Annotated in this window: 26 protein-coding genes and 1 other RNA gene; 6 read left to right on the top strand and 21 right to left on the bottom strand. The window is 62.4% G+C overall.

The window, feature by feature from the left end:
- Positions 1-7: 7 nt before the first annotated feature.
- From cysM to cmk, 11 genes are all read right to left on the bottom strand, one after another.
- Complete coding sequence (gene cysM / locus K6G35_RS03610; protein WP_029309853.1) at positions 8-910, bottom strand: cysteine synthase CysM; 903 nt, start codon at positions 908-910, stop codon at positions 8-10.
- Positions 911-1,020: 110 nt separating this feature from the next.
- Positions 1,021-2,346, bottom strand: a complete 1,326-nt coding sequence (locus K6G35_RS03605; protein WP_200876273.1) for a solute carrier family 23 protein — start codon at positions 2,344-2,346, stop codon at positions 1,021-1,023.
- Positions 2,347-2,566: 220 nt separating this feature from the next.
- Entirely contained in the window at positions 2,567-2,947 is a 381-nt protein-coding gene (locus K6G35_RS03600) for a ComEA family DNA-binding protein (RefSeq protein WP_008643665.1), read from the bottom strand.
- A 209-nt stretch (positions 2,948-3,156) separates the two neighbouring features.
- Positions 3,157-4,152, bottom strand: coding sequence for an ADP-glyceromanno-heptose 6-epimerase (rfaD, locus tag K6G35_RS03595; protein WP_008643664.1), 996 nt, complete (start codon positions 4,150-4,152; stop codon positions 3,157-3,159).
- Between the two features lie 26 nt (positions 4,153-4,178).
- Positions 4,179-5,123, bottom strand: coding sequence for a D-glycero-beta-D-manno-heptose-7-phosphate kinase (rfaE1, locus tag K6G35_RS03590; protein WP_008643663.1), 945 nt, complete (start codon positions 5,121-5,123; stop codon positions 4,179-4,181).
- Between the two features lie 79 nt (positions 5,124-5,202).
- Positions 5,203-6,576: a UDP-glucose dehydrogenase family protein gene (locus K6G35_RS03585; protein WP_008643662.1), complete on the bottom strand. Its 1,374-nt coding sequence runs from the start codon at positions 6,574-6,576 to the stop codon at positions 5,203-5,205.
- Between the two features lie 57 nt (positions 6,577-6,633).
- Complete coding sequence (gene lapB, locus K6G35_RS03580; RefSeq protein ID WP_495676101.1) at positions 6,634-7,854, bottom strand: lipopolysaccharide assembly protein LapB; 1,221 nt, start codon at positions 7,852-7,854, stop codon at positions 6,634-6,636.
- A gap of 3 nt (positions 7,855-7,857) precedes the next feature.
- Positions 7,858-8,181: a LapA family protein gene (locus K6G35_RS03575; protein ID WP_008643660.1), complete on the bottom strand. Its 324-nt coding sequence runs from the start codon at positions 8,179-8,181 to the stop codon at positions 7,858-7,860.
- A 228-nt stretch (positions 8,182-8,409) separates the two neighbouring features.
- Positions 8,410-8,817, bottom strand: a complete 408-nt coding sequence (locus K6G35_RS03570; RefSeq protein ID WP_008643659.1) for an integration host factor subunit beta — start codon at positions 8,815-8,817, stop codon at positions 8,410-8,412.
- A gap of 33 nt (positions 8,818-8,850) precedes the next feature.
- Positions 8,851-10,545, bottom strand: a complete 1,695-nt coding sequence (gene rpsA, locus K6G35_RS03565) for a 30S ribosomal protein S1 (protein ID WP_008643658.1) — start codon at positions 10,543-10,545, stop codon at positions 8,851-8,853.
- 143 nt (positions 10,546-10,688) lie between these two features.
- Entirely contained in the window at positions 10,689-11,348 is a 660-nt protein-coding gene (cmk, locus tag K6G35_RS03560) for a (d)CMP kinase (protein WP_008643657.1), read from the bottom strand.
- A 158-nt stretch (positions 11,349-11,506) separates the two neighbouring features.
- On the opposite strand from cmk, the gene K6G35_RS03555 reads away from it, so the two are divergent.
- Entirely contained in the window at positions 11,507-11,737 is a 231-nt protein-coding gene (locus tag K6G35_RS03555) for a DUF2061 domain-containing protein (RefSeq protein ID WP_008643656.1), read from the top strand.
- Between the two features lie 27 nt (positions 11,738-11,764).
- Here the strand turns inward: K6G35_RS03555 and aroA are convergent, their stop codons facing one another.
- The 7 genes from aroA to gyrA form a co-directional block, all read right to left on the bottom strand.
- Positions 11,765-13,078, bottom strand: coding sequence for a 3-phosphoshikimate 1-carboxyvinyltransferase (gene aroA, locus K6G35_RS03550; RefSeq protein WP_008643655.1), 1,314 nt, complete (start codon positions 13,076-13,078; stop codon positions 11,765-11,767).
- Between the two features lie 44 nt (positions 13,079-13,122).
- Complete coding sequence (locus K6G35_RS03545; RefSeq protein ID WP_008643654.1) at positions 13,123-14,031, bottom strand: prephenate dehydrogenase; 909 nt, start codon at positions 14,029-14,031, stop codon at positions 13,123-13,125.
- Positions 14,032-14,040: 9 nt separating this feature from the next.
- Positions 14,041-15,165 carry a histidinol-phosphate transaminase gene (hisC, locus tag K6G35_RS03540; protein ID WP_008643653.1) on the bottom strand — a complete coding sequence of 375 codons (1,125 nt, stop codon included), beginning with the start codon at positions 15,163-15,165 and terminating at the stop codon, positions 14,041-14,043.
- A 19-nt stretch (positions 15,166-15,184) separates the two neighbouring features.
- Positions 15,185-16,348 (bottom strand): prephenate dehydratase, encoded by a 1,164-nt coding sequence (pheA, locus tag K6G35_RS03535; RefSeq protein ID WP_040010928.1) that lies wholly within the window; start codon positions 16,346-16,348, stop codon positions 15,185-15,187.
- Positions 16,349-16,448: 100 nt separating this feature from the next.
- Positions 16,449-17,612, bottom strand: coding sequence for a 3-phosphoserine/phosphohydroxythreonine transaminase (gene serC, locus K6G35_RS03530; RefSeq protein WP_008643651.1), 1,164 nt, complete (start codon positions 17,610-17,612; stop codon positions 16,449-16,451).
- A gap of 168 nt (positions 17,613-17,780) precedes the next feature.
- Positions 17,781-18,350 (bottom strand): DUF2059 domain-containing protein, encoded by a 570-nt coding sequence (locus tag K6G35_RS03525; protein ID WP_008643650.1) that lies wholly within the window; start codon positions 18,348-18,350, stop codon positions 17,781-17,783.
- A gap of 82 nt (positions 18,351-18,432) precedes the next feature.
- Positions 18,433-21,126 (bottom strand): DNA gyrase subunit A, encoded by a 2,694-nt coding sequence (gyrA, locus tag K6G35_RS03520; RefSeq protein ID WP_495676100.1) that lies wholly within the window; start codon positions 21,124-21,126, stop codon positions 18,433-18,435.
- Positions 21,127-21,572: 446 nt separating this feature from the next.
- On the opposite strand from gyrA, the gene ompA reads away from it, so the two are divergent.
- The 4 genes from ompA (at position 21,573) to ssrA (ending at position 24,163) form a co-directional block, all read left to right on the top strand.
- Entirely contained in the window at positions 21,573-22,226 is a 654-nt protein-coding gene (gene ompA, locus K6G35_RS03515; RefSeq protein ID WP_008643648.1) for an outer membrane protein OmpA, read from the top strand.
- A gap of 100 nt (positions 22,227-22,326) precedes the next feature.
- The gene (gene ubiG / locus K6G35_RS03510) at positions 22,327-23,070 is read left to right on the top strand and encodes a bifunctional 2-polyprenyl-6-hydroxyphenol methylase/3-demethylubiquinol 3-O-methyltransferase UbiG (RefSeq protein ID WP_017515205.1); all 744 of its coding nucleotides are present in this window, start codon (positions 22,327-22,329) and stop codon (positions 23,068-23,070) included.
- Between the two features lie 3 nt (positions 23,071-23,073).
- The gene (gene gph / locus K6G35_RS03505) at positions 23,074-23,730 is read left to right on the top strand and encodes a phosphoglycolate phosphatase (RefSeq protein ID WP_024570694.1); all 657 of its coding nucleotides are present in this window, start codon (positions 23,074-23,076) and stop codon (positions 23,728-23,730) included.
- A gap of 73 nt (positions 23,731-23,803) precedes the next feature.
- Positions 23,804-24,163: a transfer-messenger RNA gene (ssrA, locus tag K6G35_RS03500) on the top strand.
- 79 nt (positions 24,164-24,242) lie between these two features.
- Here ssrA and K6G35_RS03495 read toward each other — a convergent pair.
- Together K6G35_RS03495 and K6G35_RS03490 are read right to left on the bottom strand one after the other, a co-directional pair.
- Positions 24,243-24,614 carry a hypothetical protein gene (locus K6G35_RS03495; protein ID WP_008643645.1) on the bottom strand — a complete coding sequence of 124 codons (372 nt, stop codon included), beginning with the start codon at positions 24,612-24,614 and terminating at the stop codon, positions 24,243-24,245.
- A 101-nt stretch (positions 24,615-24,715) separates the two neighbouring features.
- A complete protein-coding gene (locus tag K6G35_RS03490) occupies positions 24,716-24,835 on the bottom strand; it encodes a hypothetical protein (RefSeq protein ID WP_375199157.1) in 120 nt (39 codons plus the stop codon).
- A 287-nt stretch (positions 24,836-25,122) separates the two neighbouring features.
- Here K6G35_RS03490 and K6G35_RS03485 point away from each other — a divergent pair, with 287 nt between their 5' ends.
- Positions 25,123-25,524 carry a hypothetical protein gene (locus K6G35_RS03485; RefSeq protein WP_008643644.1) on the top strand — a complete coding sequence of 134 codons (402 nt, stop codon included), beginning with the start codon at positions 25,123-25,125 and terminating at the stop codon, positions 25,522-25,524.
- A 98-nt stretch (positions 25,525-25,622) separates the two neighbouring features.
- On the opposite strand, the gene K6G35_RS03480 is transcribed toward K6G35_RS03485, so the two are convergent.
- Positions 25,623-26,093: a cyanophycin metabolism-associated DUF1854 family protein gene (locus K6G35_RS03480; protein ID WP_008643642.1), complete on the bottom strand. Its 471-nt coding sequence runs from the start codon at positions 26,091-26,093 to the stop codon at positions 25,623-25,625.
- Between the last annotated feature and the right edge of the window lie 3 nt (positions 26,094-26,096).

Here is a 26,096-nt window from a genome sequence, read left to right as displayed (position 1 = left end):
CGGGCGATCAGGCCGGGAACACGCCCGTCGACAGATAGCGGTCGCCGCGATCGCACACGACGAACACGATCGTCGCATTCTCGACCTCTTCGGCAATCCTCAGCGCCACGCACAGGGCGCCTGCGGCAGAGATACCTGCAAAGATGCCTTCCTCACGCGCCATGCGGCGAGCCATATGCTCCGCATCGGCCTGCGTCACGGGCTCCTGGCGATCAATGAACTTCGGATCGTAGATCTTCGGCAGATACGCTTCCGGCCATTTGCGGATACCCGGGATACGCGAGCCTTCAGCCGGCTGCGCGCCAATGATCTGGATCAGCGGGTTCTTTTCCTTCAGATAGCGTGACACGCCGGTGATCGTGCCCGTGGTGCCCATCGCCGAAACGAAGTGGGTCACGCGACCGTCAGTGTCTTTCCAGATCTCCGGGCCAGTCGTCTCGTAGTGCGCCAGCGGATTGTCCGGATTGGCGAACTGGTCGAGGATCACGCCCTTGCCGTCACGCTCCATGGCATCGGCCAGATCGCGGGCATATTCCATGCCACCCTTGACCGGCGTCAGGATGATTTCAGCGCCATACGCCGCCATGCTCTGGCGACGCTCGAGACTCAGGTCCTCGGGCATGATCAGGACCATGCGATAGCCGCGGATAGCCGCGGCCATGGCCAGCGCGATGCCGGTATTGCCGGAAGTTGCTTCGATCAGCGTATCGCCGGGCTTGATGCGGCCACGGGCCTCGGCATGGCGGATCATCGACACCGCCGGACGGTCCTTGACCGAACCTGCCGGGTTGTTGCCTTCAAGCTTGCCGAGAATCACATTGCCGCGTGCCTCGATCGCGGTGCCGGGAATGCGTTGGAGTCGGACCAACGGCGTGTTGCCAATGGTGTCTTCAATCGTTTTATAAGCCATGGGTGCGGTGTCGGTCGGTTTTTCGCAGGCCATTGTAATGCACCCAACTTATCCGCACCGGCGGCCGGGCCATTTCCAGGCGCCCAGCCGGCGGGATTCCCTGTGGCAGATCAATGCGTCAGGCCCTGCTCCTGTGTCCGGCCCTTGCCGAGCAGGTGGTACAGCAGGATGGCGCCAAACGTCGCGGTACCGATGCCGCCAAGCGTCAGGCCGCCAAGCTTCAGGGTCAAATCGCCGGCAGCCACCGTCAGAGTGGCGCCCACGGTAATCAGATTGCGCGAGCTTGAGAAATCGACGTGGTTCTGCACCCAGATGCGGCCGGCCGTCGCCGAAATCAGGCCGAACACGACGATGGTCAGGCCCCCGATCACCGGCCCCGGGATCGTCAGGATCAGCGCACCGAACTTCGGCGAGAAGCCGAGCAGGATAGCCACGGCGGCCGCCACCACGAAGATCAGCGTCGAATAGATCTTGGTCACCGCCATCACGCCCATGTTCTCAGCGTAGGTGGTCACGCCAGTGCCGCCACCGGCCGCCGACAACATCGTCGCTACACCGTCACCGATGAAGGCGCGGCCGATGTACGGATCGAGGTTGCGGCCAGTCATGACGCCGATCGCCTTGATATGCCCGAGATTCTCCGCCACGAGCACGATGGCCACCGGCGCGATCAGCAGCATGGCATTGGCCTGGAATACCGGCGCCGTGAACTCCGGCATGCCGAACCAGCTCGCCGCCACCACACCCGAAAAGTCGATGGCCTTGCCCAGCCCCATCAGGTTGGTGGCAACGTAGTAGGCGAGATAGCCGGCCAGTCCGCCCAGCAGCACCGGCAGGCGGCCAAGCATACCTGGCGCGCGCACGGCGATCAGGCCGACAGCCAGCACGGTCAGCAAGCCCACCCAGGTATCGAGCGGCGCGGCGCTGACCGCCTTGACCGCCACCGGCGCAAGGTTCAGGCCGATTGCCGCGACGATCGCGCCAGTCACGACCGGCGGCATCAGCTTTTCCACCCAACCGTAGCCAACTGCCTGCACGACGAGGCCGATGATCGTATATAACGCGCCCGCCGCGATGATGCCGCCCAGCGCCAGGGGAATATTGGGATTCGGACCACTACCCGCATAGCCAGTGGCCGCGATAACAACGGCGATGAACGCAAAGCTCGAGCCGAGATAGCTAGGCACGCGACCGCGAACAAAAAGGAAGAACAGCAGGGTGCCGATGCCCGAGAACAGGATGGCGATATTGGGATGGAAACCCATCAGGATCGGCGCGATCGCGGTCGACCCGAACATCGCCACCACGTGCTGGATACCCGCCAGCAGCGTCTGTCCGGCGGGCAGGCGCTCGTCGGGGCCGATCACGCCCTCGGTCTTGAGCCGCCACTTCGGAAAAAAACCTTCCCCCCCAGCATTGTCCTGGCCATTCGCCATGTTGTTCTCTCCCTTTTCAGCGGCGGCCCGGCTCACATCAGGCACGCCAGTTGGTTGGTCTTGTTCGATGGTTTTGTCGGATTGCACGGCCCGGCGACCACTGTCGGCAGTGGCGTTGCGCATGATACTCCGCACCCCGGGCCGTGCAAACGGCACCTCGTACCGCAAGCACAACGCATACCAGCCTGCGATTGTTGACCCGGGTGCGGATCCGCTGGCGTCAGCGGGCGGCAGCCTTGGGCGCTGGCCGGGCATCCTTGCGCGCGACGTCCGGCGCCTTGCCGAAGCTCAACCCCGCTGCCTGCAAGTTGGCCACCGATTTCGGCCCGATGCCAGGGACCCGATCTACCAGGTCGTTGGCATCCTTGAATGCACCGTTCTTGCCGCGCTCATCGGCGATACGCTTGGCGGTGGCCGGCCCAATGCCCCTGACCGTGGCAAGCGCCACTTCGTCGGCACTGTTGACATCGACATCAGCATAGGCCGGGCTCATGGCCAGGATCGACATCGAAAGCCCGATTGCGGCGCCCACGCGGCGCGCGGTACGCATACAGCGATGCAGCGAGATTTCAGGGAGGGAAAGATCGAACGTCCTGCGCATCAGAAAGACTCCTGTTCATTGGTCTGGTTGATGCCCGGCCGCCGGGTGGCGACGGGCAAACGCAGGATAGGAGTCCGAGCAGGTGTCGGAAGGGTCTGGACACGAAGGTTCACAACCTTCGCGCCATTGTGTGTCGAATCAAAATAACCGCGTTGCAGTCCGCGGCTTCCACGCAACAGGGGACGACGAACGCACCCTGCAAACGAACCTTAGGCGCTTCGCTCCAGCAGCCACTTGCAGTACCGGCTGACGCCTTCCTGCACGGTCAGGAACTGGTCGCTGTAGCCCGCCCCACGCAGGCGCGATACATCCGACTGCGTGAAGCATTGATACTTGCCGCGCAGGGCATCAGGGAACTTGACGTACTCGACCAGCCCTTCCTGCACCATTTCGTCGAGCGAGAGCGCCGGCTTGCCTTCCGACTCGCGCAGCGCATTGACCACCGAGACGGCGATGTCGTTGAACGGCTGCGACCGGCCTGTACCGAGGTTGAAGATGCCGGACTTCTCGGGATGGTCCAGGAAGTACAGATTGACCTTAACCACGTCCTCCACGGACACGAAGTCCCGGCTCTGCGTACCCGGCGCGTAGCCGTTGTACTCGCCAAACAGCTTGACCGTGCCTTCGGCGCGGAACTGATTGAAGTGATGGAACGCCACCGACGCCATACGGCCCTTGTGGAATTCGCGCGGCCCGTAGACGTTGAAGTAGCGGAAGCCCACGATCTGCGAATGGGCGGAAGACAGGCGACGGCGCACCACCTGGTCGAACAGGAACTTGGAGTAGCCGTAGACGTTCAGCGGCTTTTCGTAGTCACGGTCCTCGCGAAACATCGTCGAAGCGCCATAAGTGGCCGCCGACGACGCGTACAGGAACTGGGCGCCCTGCTCCAGGCACGCCTCCAGCAAGGCGAGCGTGTAGCGGTAGTTGTTCTCCATCATGTAGCGACCGTCGGTCTCCATCGTGTCGGAGCAGGCGCCTTCATGGAATACCGCGCGAACATTGCCGAAATCGCCGCGCGCGAAGCGGGCGACGAAGTCGGTCTTGTCCAGGTAGTCGGCAATCTCGCAGTCGACGAGATTGTTGAACTTCTCGGCACGGGTCAGGTTGTCCACGGCGATGATGTTCGTCTCGCCGCGCTCGTTCAGGCCCTTGACGATGTTGCTGCCGATAAAGCCGGCAGCGCCGGTCACGATGATGGTCATGGCGGATTCAGGCTCGGTGGCGCCGCTCAGGCAGCGCCGAACAATTCGGAATAAGTAACAACGGCGGTACCCAGCTTGCCGACAACGATGGCGCCGGCACGATTGGCGTGCTGAACCGCTTCCTTGAGCGGCACGCCCGCGCCGAGCATGGTGGCCAGCGTGGCGATGACAGTGTCACCGGCCCCCGATACATCATAGACCTCGCGCGCCTGCGCCGAGACATGCAGGACTTCGGCCTCGGTGTAGAGCGTCATGCCCTCTTCCGAGCGTGTCAGTAGCAGCGCCTCGAGTTGCAGCTCGCGCCGCAGGTTCTGGGCGCGGATCGTCAGGTCCGCCTCGGTCTTCCAGGCACCCACCACGGCACGCATTTCCGCGCGGTTCGGCGTGATCAGCGTGGCGCCGCGATAGCGCGAGTAGTCATCCCCCTTGGGATCGACAAGCACGGCCCGCCCGGCGGCGCGGCCTGCCTCGACCATGCGGCCGACATGCGTCAACCCGCCCTTGCCGTAGTCGGACAGCACCAGCACCTTGTAGTCGCTGATCAGCGTGCCGAAGCGTTCCTGCACCGACGCCAGCACTTCGCTGGCCGGCGCATTTTCGAAATCGACACGCAGCAGTTGCTGCTGGTGGGCCACCACTCGCAGCTTGATCGTCGTGTTCAGGCTGGCATCGCGATGCAGGTACGGCTGCACGTGACTGGCATTGAGCAGCGCCTCAAGCGTGCGGCCGGGTTCGTCGTCACCGACCACCCCCAACATGCCAACCTTCGCGCCCAGCGCGGCGGCGTTGCGCGCCACGTTGGCGGCGCCGCCCAGGCGCTCGTCGCTGCGCTTGATCTGCACCACCGGCACGGGGGCTTCGGGAGAAATGCGTTCGACATCGCCGAACCAGTAGCGGTCCAACATCATGTCGCCCACTACCAGCACTTGCGCTTGTCGGATCTGATCCAGCGAAATCGGGTTCTTGCTCATGAACTTCCCTTTGCGCCCTGGCCGCGCCCAACTGGGACGCGGCTCGATCGGGCTCTCACGGATACGCGGATTGAACGGGTCAGCGCGCCGAGCTCGAGCGCCCGATCGCGTGGTACTCGATGCCGGCCTCGGCCATGGCATCGGGTTCGTAGAGATTACGACCATCAATAATGACAGGCGTTTTGAGCATGTTACGAATTTGCGAGAAATCCGGGCTGCGGAACACCTTCCATTCGGTCACGATCACGAGTGCGTCGGCATCCTTGAGCACGTCCATCTGGGCATTGCAGAACTGGATGCGCGCCATGGCGTCCGGAATATCGGCCAGATCGAGCTCGATCACGCGACGCGCCTCTTCCATCGCCACCGGATCATGCACGCGCAACGACGCGCCGCGCGAAATCAGCTCGCGCGCCAGCACGCGGGACGGCGCCTCGCGCATATCGTCGGTATTTGGCTTGAATGCCAGACCCCAGACACCAAACGTCTTGCCTGTCAGATCCTCGCCAAAACGCTTGATGATCTTGTCGCCAAGCACCTGCTTCTGGGAATCGTTGACGGCCTCCACGGCCTCCAGCACGCGCATCGGCTTGCCGTGGGCGCTAGCCGTGCGCATCAGCGCCTGCACGTCCTTCGGGAAGCACGAACCGCCATAGCCTGCGCCGGCGTACAGGAAGCTATAGCCAATACGCGGATCCGAACCGATGCCGAGGCGCACGAGTTCAATGTCCGCACCGACCTCGTCGGCCAGATTGGCCAGCTCGTTCATAAAGGAGATACGCGTGGCCAGCATCGAGTTCGCGGCGTACTTGGTGAACTCGGCCGAACGGACATCCATATAGAACGTGCGCTCGTGGTTACGATTGAACGGCGAGTAGAGCTGACGCATGATCGCCTGCGCATGGCGGCCCGCAACGTCGGGCGCGCAGCCCAGCACGATACGGTCCGGACGCATGAAGTCTTCCACGGCCGCGCCTTCCTTCAGGAACTCGGGGTTCGACACCACCGAGAACTGCAGGTCTTCCAGACCGCGCGCGGCCAGTTCCTCGCGAATCACGGCGCTGACGCGATCGCCTGTGCCAACCGGCACGGTCGACTTGTCCACCACCACCTTGAAGCCGGTCATATGCCGGCCGATATTGCGGGCCGCTGCCAGCACGTACTTCAGATCCGCCGAGCCGTCTTCGTCCGGCGGGGTACCCACGGCGATGAACTGTACGTCGGCATGTTCGACGCTGGCGGCAACATCGGTCGAGAACGTCAGGCGGCCGGCCGCACGGTTGCGGTCAATCAGCTCTTTCAGGCCTGGTTCGTAGATCGGCACGCCGCCGGCATTCAGCAGCGCGATCTTCTTTTCGTCGACATCGAGGCAGAACACGGAGTTGCCGAGTTCGGCCAGACAGGCGCCGGTCACCAGACCGACATAGCCGCTACCGATAATCGTGACTTTCATTGCGGAAGCTCCAGAATAGTAATGATCTTGATCGCCCGGGGCATTGCGTGTAGCGGCTTAGCCCAGCGCTTCGGAGCGGCGTGGCGCATACGTTTCCCAGCGGTTGCAGCCAGGGCATTGCCAGTAGAAAAGGCGGGCACGGAAGCCACATTCACGGCAGGTATAACGCGCCAGATTGCGAGTGCGCAGTTGCAGCAGATCGCGGATGGCGGCCGTTTCCTGCGCCTGCGGGGCGACCACGGCATCCCCACCACCTTCGGCGGATTCGGCTGACTGCTCCTGCGCCGCCTGGTTCTCGGCGGCCTGTGCCTCGAAATACTTGGTCAAGGCGAGCAGCGTCGGCTGGCGACGCAGTTGCTCGCGCATCAAAGCAGCCGCGGCCACGGGGCCGTTCACTTCAAGTTCGGTGCGATACGCCGTATCGAGCAGTTCGGGGGCCAGGTTGCCCTTCAGTAGGCCGTGCAACCACTCCAGTACCTTGCCCTGTTCGCCGAGCGTCGCATACGCCTTCACGACCTTGTCGGCGACGAGCGGCACATAGGCGGCATCCTGCGCTTCGATCGCTAGCCATTGCTTGAGCGCGCCTTCAGTGTCACCGCCTGCGGCGGAGACGTCGCCAAGCAGGATCGGCGCACGCACATTGGCGGGATTCTCCTGCATGGCACGGCGCAGCCATTCCACCGCATCCTCGGGACGCTTCTTCAGCAGCGCATCTTGGGCCAGCTCGCAGCAGAACTGGGCGATCTGTACGCGATAGTCCTGCTGGTCGAGTGCTTGCAGTTCGCGTGCCGCTTCGATGGCTTTCTGCCACTCCTTCTCGACTTCATACAGTTCGAGCAGCACACGCTTGGCCGAGGCCGCGTAGGGACCGGACATCAGCCGGCGCAGCGACTCTTCCGCACGGTCTAGCAGGCCGGCGCGCAGGAAGTCCTGCCCCAACTCATATAGCGCGTGTTCGCGTTCGGGCTCCGGCAGATCGGGACGCGTGGCAAGGTTCTGGTGCACGCGAATCGCGCGTTCGGTTTCGCCACGGCGGCGAAACAGCGCGCCGAGCGCGAAGTGAAGCTCGGTGGTTTCCGGATCGAGGCGCGCCACTTCGACAAAGGCGTCGATGGCCTGATCCGGTTGTTCGTTCAGCAGGAAATTGAGGCCCTTGAAGTACGAGCGCGGCAAGGCACCCTGCTCGCTGATGAGCTGGCGCAGATCAAAGCGTGCCGCCATCCAGCCTAGGCCAAAGACAAGTGGCAACGCCAGCAGCCACCAGGTTTCAAACATCATGGGTCAGACTTTCGGACCGACTACGTTATAAGGAACGCCGGGCTTGGCCTCGGGCGGCACTGCCTCGGCGGGCGACGTTGCCCGCGCTTCGCCAAGCGCCCGTCGCAAGCGCCCTGCCTCCATGCGCTGTCGCATCAGTCCTGGCGCCACGGCAGCCAATGCCGCGACGATGCCCAGGGCAAATGCTGCCAGCAGGATCAGGATCAGCGGCGCATGCCAGACCGCACCGAAGAACAGTTGCAGGGATGCATCGCCAGTGTTTCGCAGGGCCAGCACGAACAACAGGACGAACAGGACAATGCGGAAAATCCAGGCGACGAGTTTCATGCGGTCAGAGCCATCGAAATTGGATCGGAATCGTCAGGATATGCAGGAAACGCATCCGGACATCTCCGGCGACGGATTCCCGGCATTGTAACGGAATCACTTATGACAAACGGTAACCATTGGTCGCATCGCGACTAGGTCGGCTCAACAGTTGCGCAACAAAAAAGCGCCCCCGAGGGAGCGCTTTCCAACAGACTTCCAGTCAGGCCAGCAAGCCTTCCAGTCCGATCAGGACCGTACCAGATTGAGCTGACCATCATCGTGCAACGACGCCGGCGATTGCGAGCCAAGCTGCGATTGCCCGGATTTGCCGTGCGGGGCATGACCGTTGCCGTTCATGCCGCCGCCCTGCGCCACCGTACGATCGACGCGTTCGCGCAACTCCTTGCCAGCCTTGAAGTGCGGCACCCGTTTCTCGGGCACCAGCACTCGTTCGCCGGACTTGGGGTTGCGGCCCACGCGGGGCGGCCGCTTGTTCAAACCAAAACTGCCGAAACCTCGGATTTCGATGCGATGGCCATCGGCCAGCGCCTCGGACATCGCGTCGAGAATCGTTTTCACCGAGATGTCCGCATCCCGCAGCAGCAACTGCGGAAAGCGGGCAGCCAGTTTTTCGACGAGCTCTGACTTGGTCATGGGCGGTCTCGCTGCGCGCGGCGCGGCTCGATATTACTGGTTGTCCTGGCCGAGCTTGGCCTTCAGCAGTGCGCCGAGGTTGGTCGTGCCAGCCGTGCCGGTGTCAGCCTGGAACTTCTGCATCGCTTCTTGCTGCTCTGCGGAATCCTTGGCCTTGATCGACAGGTTGATGTTGCGCGACTTGCGGTCGACGTTCACCACCAGGGCGGTGATCTGCTCGCCTTCCTTCAGCACGTTGCGGGCGTCTTCCACGCGATCGGCGGAGATTTCCGAAGCGCGCAGGTAGCCTTCCACGTCGTCAGCCAGCTGCACCACGGCGCCCTTCGCGTCAACGGCCTTGATCGTGCCATTCACGAGCGAGCCCTTGTCGTTGGCCGAGATGAAGTTGTTGAACGGATCGCCCGACAGTTGCTTGATGCCCAGCGAGATGCGTTCCTTGTCGACGTCGATGCCCAGAACGACAGCTTCCACTTCGTCGCCCTTCTTGTACTTGCGCACGGCTTCTTCGCCCGACTCTTGCCACGACAGGTCGGACAGGTGCACCAGGCCGTCGATGCCGCCAGGCAGACCGATGAACACGCCGAAGTCGGTGATCGACTTGATCTGGCCGGTCAGCTTGTCGCCCTTCTTGTGGTTGCGGCTGAAATCGTCCCACGGATTGGCCTTGCACTGCTTCATGCCCAGGCTGATACGACGCTTGTCTTCGTCGATATCCAGAACCATGACTTCCACTTCGTCGCCCAGCTGGACAACCTTCGACGGAGCCACGTTCTTGTTGGTCCAGTCCATTTCGGACACGTGCACCAGACCTTCGATACCGGCTTCGATCTCGACGAACGCGCCGTAGTCGGTCAGGTTGGTCACCTTGCCGAACAGGCGGGTGCCTTGCGGGTAGCGGCGCGAGATGCCCACCCACGGATCTTCGCCCAGTTGCTTCACGCCCAGCGAGACGCGGTTCTTTTCCTGGTCGAACTTGAGGATCTTGGCGGTGATTTCCTGGCCAACCGACAGCACTTCGCTCGGGTGACGCACACGACGCCATGCCAGGTCGGTGATGTGCAACAGGCCGTCGATACCGCCGAGGTCCACGAACGCGCCGTAGTCGGTGATGTTCTTGACGATACCGTTGACGATCGCGCCTTCCTTCAGCGTTTCCATCAGCTTCTGACGCTCTTCGCCCAGCGTGGCTTCCACCACGGCGCGGCGCGACAGCACGACGTTGTTACGCTTGCGGTCGAGCTTGATGACCTTGAATTCCAGGGTCTTGCCTTCGTACGGCGTGGTGTCCTTGATCGGACGCACGTCGACGAGCGAACCCGGCAGGAAAGCACGGATGCCGTTGACCATGACGGTCAGGCCGCCCTTGACCTTGCCGGTCACGGTACCCGAGATGATCTCGCCGTCTTCCAGCGCCTTCTCGAGGTTCAGCCACGATGCCAGGCGCTTGGCCTTGTCGCGGGAAAGGATGGTGTCGCCATAGCCGTTCTCGAGCGCGTCGATGGCCACGGACACGTAGTCGCCGGCCTGCACTTCGAGTTCGCCCTGGTCGTTCAGGAACTCCTCCACCGGCACAAATGCCTCGGACTTGAGGCCGGCGTTGACGACCACGAAGTTGTGGTCGATGCGCACGACTTCAGCGGAAATCACTTCGCCAGCCTTCATATTGGAGCGGGCGATCGATTCCTCGAACAGTGCGGCAAAGGATTCGTTAGTTTGCAGGTCGGACATAAACGTAATTTAGCAATCCGCAGTACGCGGGCCGGCGCGACTATCGCGCTCAGTCTGCCTTGCGCAGCGGGGTCAAGTTGAACAACCGGTACCGGACGGGTTGGGTTCCGATACAGGTCCAGGTTGGCGCCTAGTGGTTTTAATCACCGCACTGCGGCGAACCACTCCAGCACCTGCGCCACCGCCTCTTCCACCGTCATTTCTGACGTATCGAGGCGATAAGCGCCTTCAGCGGGACGCAGCGGCGCGGCGGCACGGGTGCGATCCCGCGCGTCGCGTTCCTCAAGGTCACGCAAAAGGTCTTCGATATTAGCAGAAATTCCCTTATCAATCAATTGTTTATAGCGCCTACGAGCGCGGGCCTCCACGCTTGCGGTCAGGAACACCTTGAGCGGGGCATCCGGGAAGATCACCGTGCCCATGTCGCGGCCGTCGGCCACCAGGCCCGGGAGCTTGCGGAAGCCGCGCTGGAGTGCAGTCAACGCATCACGCACGGGCTGGTGCACGGCGATCGCGGACGCGCGGTTACCGATGGCTTCGAGGCGAATCGTCTGACTGACTTCCTCGCCGGACAGCCATACCCGGTCCGGGCCGAACTTGACATCGAGACGCGCGGCCATTTTTGCAAGGGTGTCGACGTCCTGCACGCCAACGTCTGCACGGTCGCTCGCCAGCGCCACGAGACGGTACAGCGCGCCGCTGTCGAGTAGATGAAAGCCGAGAGCATCCGCCACTTTGTGCGCCACGGTACCCTTACCGGATGCCGTCGGGCCATCAATGGTGATGACATCAACGATAGTCATTGATTATTACCAACGTAAAAACTATTAATTTCTAGAATCAATTGATACTCATTATCATTTGACTCATGGTTGCGCGGCTACCGGCCTTCCCTCTCCCGGCTCCCCCACAAAAGCGGTCGCGCAACCGCCCTGAATTCCCAAACGCGAGGCAATCTACCATGGCCAAGACCCTGACCTTCGGCATCATGCATCTGGGCATCGCTTTCAGCGTGACCTACGCCCTGACGGGCAGCCTGGCCATCAGCGGCGCGATTACATTCATCGAGCCCGCCGTGAACACGGTGGCTCACTACTTCTTCGACAAATTCTGGGAGCGCCGCGAACGCCAGGCCAAAACCCATGCAGCAACCCCCGAAGCAAAGACGGCGGCCCGTTACGCCGCCGCCTGATCATGGCCTCCCGGGCTGAGTGACCGCTTACCGCGCCACTCCGGCAAATACCTCGAAGTACTCGGGGAACGTCTTTGCCACACAGCCGGGGTCGTTGATCTTCACGGGCAACGGGCCGAATGCGGCCAACGAGAAACACATGGCCATCCGATGGTCATCATAGGTGCCAATTCCAGCAGCCGGGGTCTGCCACGTCGTCGGTGAGGCCGGCGGCGTCACTTTCAGGTAGTCAGCCCCCTCCTCCACCTCGGCGCCAAGCTTGCGCAGCTCCGTCGCCATCGCCGAGATGCGGTCCGTTTCCTTGACCCGCCAGCTGGCGATGTTGGTCAGCGTGGTGGTGCCCTCCGCGAACAGCGCGGCCACGGCCAGCGTCATCGCTGCATCAGGAATGTGATTGCAGTCGAGCTCGATGCCGTTGAGTCGGCCGTCGTCACGCTCGGTGCCGCGCACCTCAATCCAGTTGTCACCGGCCATCACGTTGGCGCCCATCCGGTTCAGCGCATCGGCAAACCGAACATCGCCCTGGATACTCGCCATGCCCACACCTTCCACGCGTACCGGGCCACCGCCGATGGCGCCCGCCGCCAGGAAGTACGATGCCGTGGACGCATCGCCCTCAACGTAAATCTCGCCCGGCGAACGGTACCGCGCGCCGGCCGGCAGGATAAAGCGCTCCCAGCCCTGTCTCTCAACGGCAATACCAAAGCGTGCCAGCAAGTTCAACGTGATCTCGATATACGGCTTCGAAATCAATTCGCCGACCACTTCTATCTCGATGCGACCCGATTGCGCCTGGGCCATTGGCAACGTCATCAACAGCGCGGTCAGGAACTGGCTCGATACATCGCCGCGCACACGGATCGGTGCATCAATGCGAATCTGCGCCGGGTTGATCTGCAAAGGCGGGTAGCCGGGCGTGCCCAGGTAATCCACCGATGCGCCGACCTGCCGCAGGCCATCGACCAGATCGCCGATCGGCCGCTCATGCATCCGCTGCACGCCGCTCAACTTGTACGTACCGCCTTGCAGCGCCAGTGCGGCGGTCAACGGCCGGATCGCGGTGCCGGCATTACCCATGAACAGTTCTGCCGCCTTGTTCGGGAAATTTCCGCCCACGCCGGACACGATGCAGTCGTTGCCCTCGCGCCGCCATGCCACGCCGAGTACCTTGAGCGCTTCGAGCATGACGCGCGTGTCGTCGGAATCGAGCAGGTCGCGGACGCGCGTCTCGCCGGTGGCGAGCGCCGACAGCAGCAGCACGCGATTGGAGATGCTCTTGGAGCCGGGCAGGCGCACCGTGCCGGAAGCACGGGTCAGGGGGCCGAGGGTCAGTTGTTCCATGTTTTCTGCAGCATGGCCGTTGCGCGCCGCGCGCGCTGGCGGCATCAGGGTTCGACGTTGTTGGCAGCCGTCCGTGCGGCGCCCCATTTCAGGCGTGTGTCGCTGGCACGCGCGAACAGCCGTTCGAGCGCCGCGCCATCGCCTTCCTTGATCTTGGTCTTCAGATGCGCCAGCACGGACTCGTAGATACTGATCTCGCGCAGCAACGCATCCTTGTTGGCGATGCAGATATCGCGCCACATCTCTGGCGACGACGCCGCGATGCGCGTGAAGTCGCGGAAGCCACCGCCCGCAAAGTCCAGCTTCAGTGCCGCGTCCTCCGCGTTGGCCACCTGGGCCACGAGCGCGTACGACAGCAGATGCGGCAGGTGGCTGACCGACGCAAACACGGCATCGTGTTGCACGGCCGACATCACGTGGCAATCAGCACCCGTGGCTTCCCACATGGCGCGCACAGCGGCCACGTCCGCCCGCGAGTTTTCCTGCAACGGGCAAAGCACCACCTTCTTGCCTGCGTAGAGGTCGTCGAGCGCAGCCTCCACGCCGTTCAGCTCACGACCCGCGATCGGATGGGCGGGCACGAACTGGGCAACCTTGTCGCCGAGCGCGGTCTTGGCCGCCATGATGACGTCGGACTTGGTGCTGCCTGCGTCGGTCACGATCGTGCCCGGCTGCAGATGTGGTTCCAGCGCGTGGAGCAGTGCGAAATTCTGCGCCACGGGCGCGCACAGCACCACCAGACTTGCGCCTCGCATCGCGTCCTCAAGCGATGCGGCCTCGTCGATGACGCCGAGCGCCTTGGCCTTGTCCAGCGACGCCGCAGAACGGCCTACACCCACGACCGTCCCCACCACGCCCGCGCGCTTGAGCGACAGCGCCAGCGATCCGCCAATCAGGCCGACGCCGACAATCACGACTTTCGAAAAATGCAATGCGCTCACGGTTTCAGACATGCTTGAGTTTCACTTCAGGGCCTGTTCCAGCGCCGCGATAAACGCGTCGTTCTCTTCCGGCAGACCGATCGTCACGCGCAGCCACTGCGGCAGGCCATAGTTGGCCACGGGGCGCACGATCACACCTTGCTTCAGCAGCGCCAGATTGACCCGCGCGCCAGCGCCATCGTCGCCACCCACGCGAACCATGACAAAGTTGCCGGACGATTTCACGTACTCGAGCCCACTCCGCTCGAACGCTTCCACCAGCCGCGCCTTGCCCTGACGATTCAATTCGGCGCTGCGTTGCAGAAACGCCGTATCGTCGAGCGCTGCCACAGCAGCAGCCTGTGCGAGGCTGTTGACGTTGAACGGCTGTCGCACACGGTTCAGCAGATCGGTAAGCTGGGGCTGTGCCACGCCATAGCCGACCCGCAGCCCCGCCAGCCCATAGGCCTTCGAGAACGTCCGCGACACCATCAGGTTCGGATACTTGCGCACCCAGGCAACCGATTCGTACTGCTGGCCCGCATCGAGATACTCGTTGTAGGCCTCATCCAGCACAACCACCACATGCGGCGGCACCTTGGCCAGAAAAGCCTCGATCTCGGCGGCGGACACGAATGTGCCTGTCGGGTTATTCGGATTGGCGATGAAGACGAGCTTGGTGTCGGGCGCAATCGCCGCAGCCATCGCATCGAGATCGTGCCCATAGTCGCGCGACTTGACCTCGATGGCGCGCGCGCCAACTTCCTGCGTAGCCAGTGCGTAGACCGCAAACGAGTACTCGGCGTAGACGATCGACTCGCCATTGCGCACCAATGCGTGCGCGGCCAGTTCCAGAATGTCGTTGCTACCGTTGCCGAGCGTCAGCCACTCGGCCGGCACATCGTATTTCTCCGACAGCTTCGCCTTCAGCTCGAAGCCGTTGCTGTCCGGATAGCGGCCCAGATCCTCCGTCGCGGCGGCGATAGCCGCCTTTGCCGAGGCCGGCATGCCAAGCGGGTTCTCGTTCGACGCCAGCTTGACGATGCGCGCCTCGTCGAGTCCGAATTCGCGAGCCACTTCCGAGATCGGCTTGCCCGCGATATACGGCGAGATCTTGCGCACATAGGACGGACCAAAGTAGTCAGCCGCGTTCTCCTGCACTGCCATATCTGTCTCCTCGCTGCCGTTATTTGCTGGATGGGTACGAGCCCAGCACCTTCAGGTACGCGGCATTGCGACGCAGCGTCTCGATCGCCCGCGTCACGGCCGGTTCGTGCTGATGGCCTTCCACATCCACGTAGAAGTAGTACTCCCACGCGCCGCTGCGCGCCGGGCGCGACTCAAACCGGCACATCGACACGCCATTCTCGGCCAGTGGCGCCAGCAGTTGATACACGGCGCCCGCCTTGTTCGGCACCGACAGGATCAACGAGGTCTGATCGCTGCCAGAAGGCTCGGTCTCATAGCGGCCGATCACTGCGAAACGGGTGCGATTGTGCGGATCGTCCTGGATGTGCGAACGGATAATGTGCAGGTGATAGCGATTGGCCGCCGATTCACCGGCAATCGCCGCAACGGTAGGGTCCTCACTGGCCATGCGCGCGGCCTCGGCATTGCTGGACACAGCCTGGCGCTCCAGATGCGGATAGTTCGCGGACAGCCAGTTCTGGCACTGCGCGAGCGCCTGCGCATGGGCACGCACGACGGTCACACCCTTCATGTCCGGCGTGGATGCCATAAGGTTGTGGTGGACCTTCAGCGCGATCTCGCCACTGATCTTGAGCGACGTCTGCAGGAACAGATCGAGCGTGCGCGACACCGCGCCCTCGGTCGAGTTCTCTACCGGCACCACGCCGTACTCGACGGTACCGGCCTCCACGGCGCGGAACACTTCGTCAATGCTGGGGCACGGCACGCCCGTCACCTCGTGGCCGAAGTGCGCGTAGAGCGCCTGCTCGGAAAACGTTCCGGCCGGGCCCAGGAAGGCGATCTCAAGCGGCTTTTCCAGGCCGCGGCACGCGGACATCACCTCGCGCCAGATCGATGCCACGCTTTCGTCGAGCAGCGGTCCGGGGTTGGCGCCCTGCACCTTGCGGATCACCTGCAACTCGCGTTCGGGACGGAATACCGGGGCGCCGTACTTCTTCTTGACCTCGCCCACGTCGAGGGCGAGCTGGGCGCGACGATTGAGCAGCGCCAGCAGTTCACGGTCGACGGTGTCGATCTGGGTGCGCAGTGGCGCCAGATCGGCCGACAACGCCTGCTCCTGCGCGCTGGGTCCAGGAGCGTCCTGGCGCCCGGCTTCCTGTGCGGGGGCATCGGCGGCGGGGGACTTGTCTTGCTCTGTCATATCAAGGCCTGGCGGGCCGCGCGAAAAGGCGGCCTCGGAAAGTCTGGGGCGAAGCCACGCCGCGCGCATGGCTGTGCGCGGCGCGACGCTTTGACCGCCGTCAGGCGGCGGTACGCTCGAATTCGCGCATGAACTCGATCAGCGCGGTAACACCCTCGAGCGGCATCGCGTTGTAGATGCTTGCACGCATTCCGCCCACGGACTTGTGGCCCTTGAGCTGTACCAGGCCGTTCGCGCGCGCCTGGGTCAGGAACGCTTCGTTGCGCGATTCGTCGCGCAGGAAGAACGGTACGTTCATGCGCGAGCGGCAGCTGGGGTCGATTTCGTTGCGGTAGAAGTCGCTCTGGTCCAGGAAGTCGTAAAGCGCGCGCGCCTTGGCGATATTGCGCTGCTCGATCGCGGGCACACCTCCCTGAGCCTTGAGCCACTTGAACACGAGCCCGGCGATGTAGATCGCATAGGTGGGCGGCGTGTTGTACATCGAATCATATTCGGCCACGAGGCGCCAGTTGAACGCCGACGGGCACAGCGGATGCGCGAAACCGATCAGGTCTTCGCGCACGATGACGATCGTCACACCGGCCGGGCCGATGTTCTTCTGGGCGCCGCCATAGACCACCTGCACGCGCGACCAGTCGATCGGGCGCGAAAGGATGTGGCTCGACGCATCGGCCACGACGATGCGGCCCTTGTCGTGCGTGCCGGTCTGGCCAATGTCGGGGATCTCCTGGAACTCCGTGCCAACGATCGTCTCATTGGTGCACAGGTGCACGTACGCGGCGTCGTCCGACAGCTTCCACGATGCCACATCCGGGATCTTGTGCCACTTCTGGTCCTGGCTCGAAGCCACGATGTTGACTTCGCTGTAGCGACGCGCTTCCTGCTCGGTCTTGACGGACCACGTGCCGGTCACGACGAAATCGGTCTTCGGCTTTGCTGCGTTGATGCGACTGGCAAGATTCAGCGGCACGATACCGTTCTCGCCGATCGCACCGCCTTGCAGGAACAGGATGCGGAAATTCTTGGGCACCTGCAGCAGTTCGCGCAGGTCAGCCAGCGCCTCGTTGTGAATTCCTTCGAACTCACGGCTGCGGTGGCTCATCTCCATCACAGATACACCCGTGCCGCGCCACGACAGCATTTCCTCGGCGGCCTGATGCAGGACTTCAGTCGGCAGGGCGGCCGGACCAGGCGAGAAATTGAACACGCGCTCGGCCAGGGAACGTTGCAGGCCGACGAGGGCGGGATTCTGGGGATCGTTCATGGAGGGAAGATGGAAAAATGGCTGCCGGTTTGAACCAAGCAGCCATTATCCCTCAAACCCACGCCCCTTGGACACCATGGGTGCCGGCCAGGGGCGGCGTGAGCGGCAGACCAGCCCGGGAGAATGCCCCACAGGCCAGCCACCGATCACCTGCGGATCACTTGCCGATCACTTCGCAGCGGCGGCGATTTCCTTCTCGGCGGCGTCACGCATCGACTTGCCAACCTGCGGGCCGTACTTCTGCATCATCGAACCCCAGATTTCCTGAGTGGCCTTGCCCTGGTTGGCCATGAACTTCTGGCCGGTCGGCGACTTCAGGAACGTGGTCAGGTCCTTGATTTCCTGCGTGGAGTAGTACTTGCCGAAGGCGTCGTAGTGAGCCTTGAGGGCGTCCTGCTTGAACGCATCGGTCGAGAAGGCCGTGCCGGCGCCATCGACCATGCGCTGTACAGCGCCGTTCTTCTTGAGCTTCTCGACAGCAGCTTGCTTCTGTTTGTCGTTCAGCGTCTTGTTCTCAACCAGCACCTGCTCCAGCACCAGCGGCGCTTCCTGCTTCGCGCCCTGCTGCCAGTTGTCGGCCTGACCCTTGACAGCCTGATCGGCCTGCATGACGGTCAGCAGTTCCTTGATGGCCGCGGTCTTATCCTTGTCGTCCGCCTGTGCATGCGCGGCTTGCGCCAGCATCATCATCGGAGCAACTGCAGCCAGAATAGCGATACGTCGATAGGTTTTGAGCATTATGACTCCCTGGAAAATAAGTCCGGATTAGTCCGCACGGCCGTCTGGCGAGTTCCGACCGTGGTTCCAATGTTGCAACAAATTACGAATTCGCATCCGCGTCAGTGGCTCCGGCATCGGTGGCGCCCGCGGCATCATCAGCCGCTTCGCCCTCCTCTGCCCCCGAGCCGTTGTCCGCGTCGCTTTCCACGATGCGCTGCAGACCCGACAGCTTGGTGCCCTCGTCGACGTTGATCAACGTCACACCCTGCGTAGCACGACCCATCTCGCGGATTTCGGCCACGCGGGTGCGAATCAGCACGCCGCCGGTCGTGATCAGCATGATTTCATCTTCGGGCGAAACCAGCGCCGCAGCCACCACGCGGCCATTGCGCTCGCTCGTCTGGATCGCAATCATGCCCTTGGTGCCACGTCCGTGTCGAGTGTATTCGGAGATCGGAGTGCGCTTGCCGTAACCATTCTCGGTTGCAGTCAGAACGCTGCCCACCGGAGACACATCTCCCTCCACAACCGACGATTCCGTTTCCGCGGATTCGGCCGGCGCAACCAGCATGGCGATCACGGCCTGACCTTCATCGAGGTTCATGCCGCGGACACCGCGTGCCTGCCGGCCCATCGGACGCACGTCGTTCTCATCGAATCGCACGGCCTTGCCGGCGTCGGAGAACAGCATCACGTCGTGCTGGCCGTCGGTCACGGCAGCACCGATCAGGAAGTCGCCCTCGTCGAGATCCACGGCGATGATGCCCGCCTTGCGCGGATTCGAGAAATCGGTGAGCACGGTCTTCTTCACCGTGCCACGCGCCGTGGCCATGAAGATGAAGTGCTCGGCATCGAACTGGCGCACCGGCAGGATGACGTTGATCTTCTCGCCGTCGGCCAGCGGGAACATGTTCACGATCGGCCGTCCACGCGAATTGCGCGAGCCCTGCGGCACCTCATAGACCTTCAGCCAGTACAGCCGGCCCCGGTTCGAGAAGCACAGGATGTAGTCGTGCGTGTTTGCGACGAACAGCGTGTCGATCCAGTCGTCTTCCTTCGTCGCCGTCGCCAGCTTGCCGCGCCCACCACGCTTCTGCGCGCGGTACTCGGAAATCGGCTGGCTCTTCATATAGCCGGAATGCGACAGCGTCACGACCATGTCCTGCGGCGTGATCAGGTCCTCGGTATCGAGTTCAGTCGCGTTCAGCTCGATCTGCGAACGGCGCTCGTCACCGAATTCCGCCCGAATCGCTCCAAGCTCGTCGGTGATGATCGTCGCGATGCGCTCCGGGCGGGCCAGGATGTCGAGCAGATCGGCGATCAGGCCCATGACCTCGCGGTACTCCTGGACAATCTTGTCCTGCTCGAGCCCCGTGAGGCGTTGCAGGCGCATTTGCAGGATTTCCTGAGCCTGACCGTCGGACAGGCGATACAGGCCATCCGGCTGCATGCCGAACACCGCCGGCAGACCGTCCGGGCGGTACGATGCACGGCCGCCCGCAGTGTCGCTTTCGGCACGTGCCAGCATTTCGCGCACCAGACCCGAATCCCAGGGCTTCGACATCAGCTCCTGCTTCGCGATCGGCGGCGTCGGCGCAGCCTTGATGATCGCGATGAACTCGTCGATGTTGGCCAGCGCCACGGCCAGGCCTTCCAGCACGTGACCGCGCTCGCGCGCCTTGCGCAGCTCGAACACGGTACGGCGGGTAACCACCTCGCGCCGGTGCGACAGGAACGCATCCAGCATCTGGCGCAGGTTCAGCAGGCGCGGCTGGCCATCGACCAGGGCCACCATGTTCATGCCGAAGGTGTCCTGGAGCTGGGTGTTCTTATATAGGTTGTTCAGAACGACCTCAGGCACCTCATTGCGCTTGAGTTCGATCACCACGCGCATACCTGACTTGTCAGATTCGTCGCGGATGTCCGAAATACCTTCGACCTTCTTCTCGGTCACCAGCTCGGCAATGCGCTCGAGCAGTGTCCGCTTGTTCACCTGGTACGGCAGCTCGTCGACGATGATCGCCTGGCGCTGGCCCCGGTCAATGTCTTCGAAGTGCGTGCGGGCACGCATGACCACACGGCCACGGCCAGTGCGGTAGCCTTCGCGCACGCCCTGGATGCCGTAGATAATGCCGGCGGTCGGAAAATCGGGCGCCGGCACCAATTCGATCAGTTCATCGACGGTGGCATCGGGATTACGCAGCAGATGCAGACAGGCATCGACAACCTCATTGAGGTTATGCGGCGGAATATTGGTGGCCATGCCGACCGCAATACCCGACGAACCATTGATCAGAAGATTCGGAATACGTGCCGGCAAAATGCCAGGCTCTTTCTCCGAACCGTCATAGTTCGGTTCGAAATCGACAGTTTCCTTGTCAATATCCTGAAGCATTTCATGGGCAATCTTCGACAGGCGGATTTCGGTATAACGCATTGCCGCCGCGTTATCTCCATCCACCGAACCGAAGTTGCCCTGACCGTCGACCAGCATGTAGCGCAGGGAGAAATTCTGCGCCATACGCACGATCGTGTCGTACACCGCGGTATCGCCGTGCGGGTGATATTTACCAATCACATCGCCGACGATACGGGCCGACTTCTTGTACGGCCGGTTCCAGTCGTTGTTGAGCTCATGCATCGCAAACAGCACGCGCCGGTGTACCGGTTTCAGGCCGTCCCGAACGTCGGGAAGCGCGCGCCCCACGATTACGCTCATTGCGTAATCCAGGTATGAGCGGCGCATTTCCTCTTCCAGTGAGACCGGAAGGGTTTCTTTGGCGAATTGATCCATTGCGACGTGGTTTATGCGGCGGGTTTAGGCAAATGGGACTCCGATTCCCGCATGACGGAGACCGGCATACGGCATCGGGCGAACATGGCATTCTATCATGCACGCACCCCCCTTCCCGACCCTGCGGGAACCCCTCGCTCCCGCCCCTCGACGGCGCTTTCAGCGACCACCCCCTCACCCGGCAACCCCATATGGGACAAGGCTTTGCGGGCGCCGCAAGGCGGATGTTGCACAAACACCACAGGCCCAAAACCGCTTGGTTGAATCGAATATATTTACTTCTTAGGAAACGAGCCTTGTGGCACAATTCCCCAGCGAAGAGCCAGACGTTGTTCGAAGTGGATCATGCTCCACGTCGAGAATGTTATACTCCGAAGAATGTATGACTTGTTTTCGTCCATTTGCTCGCAGTAACCCTGCGGTGATCTCATCCTGAGAGGAGAAATATGAAAAAATTTGCCAAGCTCGCGCTCGTTGCAGCTACCGCAGTAATGGCTGCATCCGCTCAAGCCCAGTCCGTCCCCTATGAAAAGAAGGCAGTGAACGACAACTGGGGCAACGGTACGAGCGAGTACGTGTGGAAGAATGGCACGAACGAGCTCTGCTGGCGCGACAGCTCCTGGACCCCGGCAACGGCCAATGCACAGTGCGATGGCGCGCTGGCTCCGGCTGCTGCGGCTCCGGCCCCGACCCCGGTGGCACCGCCGGTTGTGTCGAGCGAGAAGGTCACTTTCGCTGCTGACACCCTGTTCGACTTCGACAAGGCTGTTCTGAAGCCCGAAGGCAAGGCCAAGCTGGACGACCTGGTTTCGAAGCTGCAAGGCATCACCCTGGAAGTGATCATCGCTGTTGGTCACACCGATTCGTTCGGTTCGGACAAGTACAACGATCGCCTGTCGATCCGTCGTGCTGAGTCGGTCAAGGCCTACCTGGTGAGCAAGGGCGTTGAAGCCAACCGCGTGTACACCGAAGGCAAGGGCAAGCGTCAGCTGAAGGTTGATCCGAAGTCGTGCAAGGGCAACCGCACTGCTCAGATCGCCTGCCAGCAGCCGAACCGTCGCGTGGAAGTCGAAGTGGTCGGCACCCGCAGCGCACGTTAATCGGATCCTCTCCGATGAAGAAAAGCCCAGCGCAAGCTGGGCTTTTTTTTTGGTAAAGTTGCCGCAGACTTCTCACCTGATTTGCCGCTCGCCGGCACCCATGATGTCGCAATCGACCACCCTGCACTCCACTCCCGATACGCCAAGCAGCCGCAACGCCGATCCGAAGGAGATCGACAAGTTCAGCGAGCTGGCCCACCGCTGGTGGGACCCCAACAGCGAGTTCAAGCCGCTGCATGACCTCAACCCGCTGCGCCTGGGCTGGATCGACGACATTGCCCACCTGTCGGGCAAGCAGGTCATCGACGTCGGCTGCGGAGGCGGCATCCTTTCCGAAAGCATGGCCCGCGCGGGCGCTACCGTGCGTGGCATCGACCTGTCTACGAAGGCGCTCAAGGTCGCCGACCTGCACAGCCTGGAATCGGGCGTGGCGGTGACCTACGAGGAGATCGCCGTCGAGGACCTGGCGGCCCGCGCGCCGGCCAGCGTCGACGTGGTGACGTGCATGGAAATGCTGGAGCATGTGCCCGACCCCCAGTCGATCGTGCGCGCGTGCATGACGCTCGCAAAGCCGGGCGGCTACGTCTTCTTCTCGACCATCAACCGCAACCTCAAGGCGTACCTGCTTGCCGTCGTCGGCGCCGAGTACGTATTGAACATGCTGCCGCGCGGCACGCACGACTACGAGAAATTCATCACGCCATCCGAACTCGCCCGCTTCGCGCGAAATGCCGGACTGGACATGATCGAGATGCGCGGCATGACCTACAACCCGTTGACGCAGATCTACTCGCTTGGCCGCGACACCGACGTCAATTACATGATGGCTTTCCGCAAGCCTTGAACCATGATGACGTTCGACGCAGTTTTCTTCGATCTTGACGGCACACTTGCCGATACCGCTCCTGACCTCGCCGCTGCCGCGAACCGGCTGGTCATCGAACATGGCATGTTGCCAGTCGCGTACGAACGGCTCCGTCCGGTAGCTTCGCACGGCGCGCGTGGCCTGCTCGGTGTGGCGTTCGGCAAGCGCCCGGAGGATCCCGAGTTCCCGGCCTTGCGCGACGCGTTCCTTGACTACTACGAGGCCGATATCGCCGTCCATACGCGCCTGTTCGAGGGGATGGACCAGGTGCTGGCGCAACTGGAGTCCACGGGCATTCGCTGGGGCATCGTGACCAACAAGATTGCCCGCTTCACCGTGCCGCTGGTCAATGCGATCGGCCTGACGCCACGCGCCTCGGCCGTGGTCAGTGGTGACACCACCCCTTACGCCAAGCCCCACCCCGCACCGCTGCTGCGAGCTGCGGAATTGAGCGGCGTGGCGCCCGGCCGGTGCATATACGTCGGCGACGATCTGCGCGACATTCAGGCTGGCCAGGCCGCCGGCATGACCACGGTCGCAGCGGCATACGGCTACTGCGGCGAAGCTGAACCTCCGGAAACCTGGGGCGCCGACTACCTGATCCGCCATCCAGCGGAACTGCTACCGCTATTCTCCTGACCAAGGAACAGAACCACGCGGAGTGCGTCGAAAGCAGGTACAATCCATGTTCTTTCGCGTTTTGACGCACATAGGGGCCGACCTGGTTTCGACGTGGGTTACAAAGCAGTGGAGGGCATACCGAGGACCCGTCACCTCGTTAATCAATGGGAATGCAATAACTGCTAACGACGAACGTTACGCACTGGCAGCCTAAGGGCCGCCGTCCTCGCACTGGCTCGCTGACGGGCTAGGGTTCGCAAGAACCAGCGAGGTCATTTACGTCAGATAAGCTTTGGGAGTGTCACGGGCCCGAGGACGAAAACCTAGTGACTCGCCGTCGTAGAGCGTGTTCGTCCGCGATGCGCCGGTTAAATCAAATGACAGAACTAAGTATGTAGAACTCTCTGTGGAGGGCTTGCGGACGCGGGTTCGATTCCCGCCGGCTCCACCAAACATGAAACCCAACCGTCACCGGTTGGGTTTTTTGTTGCCTGCACGATTCATCGCGCGCCGATGTGGCGCGCCCGTCGTCAGTGCATCGACGCGCCATCCAGAGGCATGCCAGCCAGCCGCGCCGCATGAAACGGTTCGATGCCGACCGTCACGCCGAGGTGCGTATACAGCCGCTCCGCCTGATCAGGCGAGGTGAGCACACCAGGCATCCATAGCCGCTGCAGCCGCGCCAGGGGTTCGCCCGAGTGCGCGGCAAACGCCTCGGGGCCGAACTCCTGGATGGCTTTGAACAGCACGAGACCGACCAGGTACATGTCGCCAGTGTTCAGCGCGATCTCTGCCTGGGCAGTCCAACGCGCTGTGCGATCTTCAATTTTTTCCGCTTCGGCGAAACGCTCTGTCATGGTCGGCATGAAGGCGTCACCCGGCGGGAGAAAAGTAAAACTCATCAAACGACTCCAGTCCCCGTATCTGAACGATGACGGCATTCTTCGCAGAAAACTTAAAAAATCGGAACCGATTCACGCAAGATCCAGCGAAAAAACAACACTTAGCGAACCACACGCCACAAGGCCGGCGCTACCGCTGGGACCCATCCAGCACTGCACCACATCGTAAGGCTTTGGAGGCAGACGCAGCGCGTGCCCTGATAGGTGACGGCCTGACCAATTTCATACGTGGTTCATACGTGGGGCCATCGCGCCAGGTGTCATGGCTGCCGCCATCGGGCTGCCCTGTCGATCTACCACTGGAACTGTCGTTGCCACCAGAACGGCCGCTTGCGCTGGGTGCGTCCTTGTCGACTCCATAGCGATAGCCAGGATACGTCTTGCGTTGATCTGTCCGCCAACACCAAGGAAATCGTAATTTCCATAAATCATCGGGCACCCTGCCTGCCGTCAGGACGGGGGACGCTACAATAGGCCATCGCTGTTTTCCCTTCCCCGCATCGCCTCCATGTCCGACCACCCCCGCTTCACCGTCAACCGCTCCGTCTGCCTGCTTGTGCCGGAGCAGCCCTTCCTTGACTGGGTCAAGGCGGTGGATCCCGAACCTGTGCCCACGCTGACGCTCGAGGCCATCCGCGACGACGCCAGCGTGTTCCTGTTGCCCGAGGTGGCAGATACACCTGAGAACGCGCTGCGCTGGGTGGAGAAGCGCTGGCGTACGTTCTTCGAATTCATGCTCGGGGAATGGTTTGACGACTCGCTATGGCCCCAGCAGATCTCGCTGGAGATGTTCCGCCAGTGGTTCACCCCTCGTTTTCACTCGATGGTGTGGGACATGGCGCCGGACTCGCCGATCGAACTCGAAGACTGGGATGACGAGGACGACCAGGTATCGACGTTGCTGCACTGAGTCGCTTCGCGACTGCGCGACGGTCAGATGAGGAAACGAAAACGGCACGCCATTGCGTGCCGTTTTTCATGCTGTGCCGGGCGATGGCCTCGGCAGCGTCAGAGGAACCGATCCAGGATCTTGCGGCTGGGCTTGTCGAGCGCCATCAGGTCTCGAATCAGATAGTGGATGCCGTGGCTGTCCGAGATCAGCAGCGTATTGCCAACGAGCCGACGGATATCCTCCTCGCCACGCAGCACCAGATCAGTCTGACCACGATCGGTCTGCACGGTCCACACGCTCGGCGTGGCATACGTCGAGACGCCCACGATCTTCCGGATTTCTGGCATGAACTCGCGCCCGGCCAGTTCCGACTCGATCAGTTCGCGGGTCGGCGCCGGCAGGCCGTCGAGGCTCGGAATCCAGGCCAGTTCCCGGCCATCCGTGCTCATCATGCCCACGCCGCCGTCGGGCGCGGAGATCGGGAAGGCTCGCACCGGCACCACCCCTTCGTGCGACACGCCATCGGCCAGCGTCAGCACCAGCTTGCCGAAGCTGTTGCGGGTCAGATTGAAGTCAGGCGTCTGCATGGC

This window comes from Cupriavidus sp. HY129, assembly GCF_059492215.1.
The sequence above is the reverse complement of the archived record's forward strand: the minus strand, read 5'-3'. Positions and strand labels throughout refer to the sequence as shown.

What these genes read in the sequence shown, in the direction of transcription:
- K6G35_RS03585 (WP_008643662.1), bottom strand. Translation starts at nt 6,576, where the DNA reads ATGAAAGTCACGATTATCGGTAGCGGCTATGTCGGTCTGGTGACCGGC.
- K6G35_RS03575 (WP_008643660.1), bottom strand. Translation starts at nt 8,181, where the DNA reads ATGAAACTCGTCGCCTGGATTTTCCGCATTGTCCTGTTCGTCCTGTTG.
- pheA (WP_040010928.1), bottom strand. Translation starts at nt 16,348, where the DNA reads ATGACAGAGCAAGACAAGTCCCCCGCCGCCGATGCCCCCGCACAGGAA.
- cysM (WP_029309853.1), bottom strand. Translation starts at nt 910, where the DNA reads ATGGCTTATAAAACGATTGAAGACACCATTGGCAACACGCCGTTGGTC.
- ubiG (WP_017515205.1), top strand. Translation starts at nt 22,327, where the DNA reads ATGATGTCGCAATCGACCACCCTGCACTCCACTCCCGATACGCCAAGC.
- K6G35_RS03545 (WP_008643654.1), bottom strand. Translation starts at nt 14,031, where the DNA reads ATGTCTGAAACCGTGAGCGCATTGCATTTTTCGAAAGTCGTGATTGTC.
- K6G35_RS03570 (WP_008643659.1), bottom strand. Translation starts at nt 8,817, where the DNA reads ATGACCAAGTCAGAGCTCGTCGAAAAACTGGCTGCCCGCTTTCCGCAG.
- K6G35_RS03525 (WP_008643650.1), bottom strand. Translation starts at nt 18,350, where the DNA reads ATGCTCAAAACCTATCGACGTATCGCTATTCTGGCTGCAGTTGCTCCG.
- ompA (WP_008643648.1), top strand. Translation starts at nt 21,573, where the DNA reads ATGAAAAAATTTGCCAAGCTCGCGCTCGTTGCAGCTACCGCAGTAATG.
- K6G35_RS03600 (WP_008643665.1), bottom strand. Translation starts at nt 2,947, where the DNA reads ATGCGCAGGACGTTCGATCTTTCCCTCCCTGAAATCTCGCTGCATCGC.
- hisC (WP_008643653.1), bottom strand. Translation starts at nt 15,165, where the DNA reads ATGGCAGTGCAGGAGAACGCGGCTGACTACTTTGGTCCGTCCTATGTG.
- aroA (WP_008643655.1), bottom strand. Translation starts at nt 13,078, where the DNA reads ATGGAACAACTGACCCTCGGCCCCCTGACCCGTGCTTCCGGCACGGTG.
- rfaD (WP_008643664.1), bottom strand. Translation starts at nt 4,152, where the DNA reads ATGACCATCATCGTGACCGGCGCTGCCGGCTTTATCGGCAGCAACATC.
- rfaE1 (WP_008643663.1), bottom strand. Translation starts at nt 5,123, where the DNA reads ATGAGCAAGAACCCGATTTCGCTGGATCAGATCCGACAAGCGCAAGTG.
- gyrA (WP_495676100.1), bottom strand. Translation starts at nt 21,126, where the DNA reads ATGGATCAATTCGCCAAAGAAACCCTTCCGGTCTCACTGGAAGAGGAA.
- K6G35_RS03555 (WP_008643656.1), top strand. Translation starts at nt 11,507, where the DNA reads ATGGCCAAGACCCTGACCTTCGGCATCATGCATCTGGGCATCGCTTTC.
- cmk (WP_008643657.1), bottom strand. Translation starts at nt 11,348, where the DNA reads ATGACTATCGTTGATGTCATCACCATTGATGGCCCGACGGCATCCGGT.
- K6G35_RS03495 (WP_008643645.1), bottom strand. Translation starts at nt 24,614, where the DNA reads ATGAGTTTTACTTTTCTCCCGCCGGGTGACGCCTTCATGCCGACCATG.
- K6G35_RS03605 (WP_200876273.1), bottom strand. Translation starts at nt 2,346, where the DNA reads ATGGCGAATGGCCAGGACAATGCTGGGGGGGAAGGTTTTTTTCCGAAG.
- lapB (WP_495676101.1), bottom strand. Translation starts at nt 7,854, where the DNA reads ATGATGTTTGAAACCTGGTGGCTGCTGGCGTTGCCACTTGTCTTTGGC.
- serC (WP_008643651.1), bottom strand. Translation starts at nt 17,612, where the DNA reads ATGAACGATCCCCAGAATCCCGCCCTCGTCGGCCTGCAACGTTCCCTG.
- gph (WP_024570694.1), top strand. Translation starts at nt 23,074, where the DNA reads ATGATGACGTTCGACGCAGTTTTCTTCGATCTTGACGGCACACTTGCC.
- K6G35_RS03480 (WP_008643642.1), bottom strand. Translation starts at nt 26,093, where the DNA reads ATGCAGACGCCTGACTTCAATCTGACCCGCAACAGCTTCGGCAAGCTG.
- rpsA (WP_008643658.1), bottom strand. Translation starts at nt 10,545, where the DNA reads ATGTCCGACCTGCAAACTAACGAATCCTTTGCCGCACTGTTCGAGGAA.
- K6G35_RS03485 (WP_008643644.1), top strand. Translation starts at nt 25,123, where the DNA reads ATGTCCGACCACCCCCGCTTCACCGTCAACCGCTCCGTCTGCCTGCTT.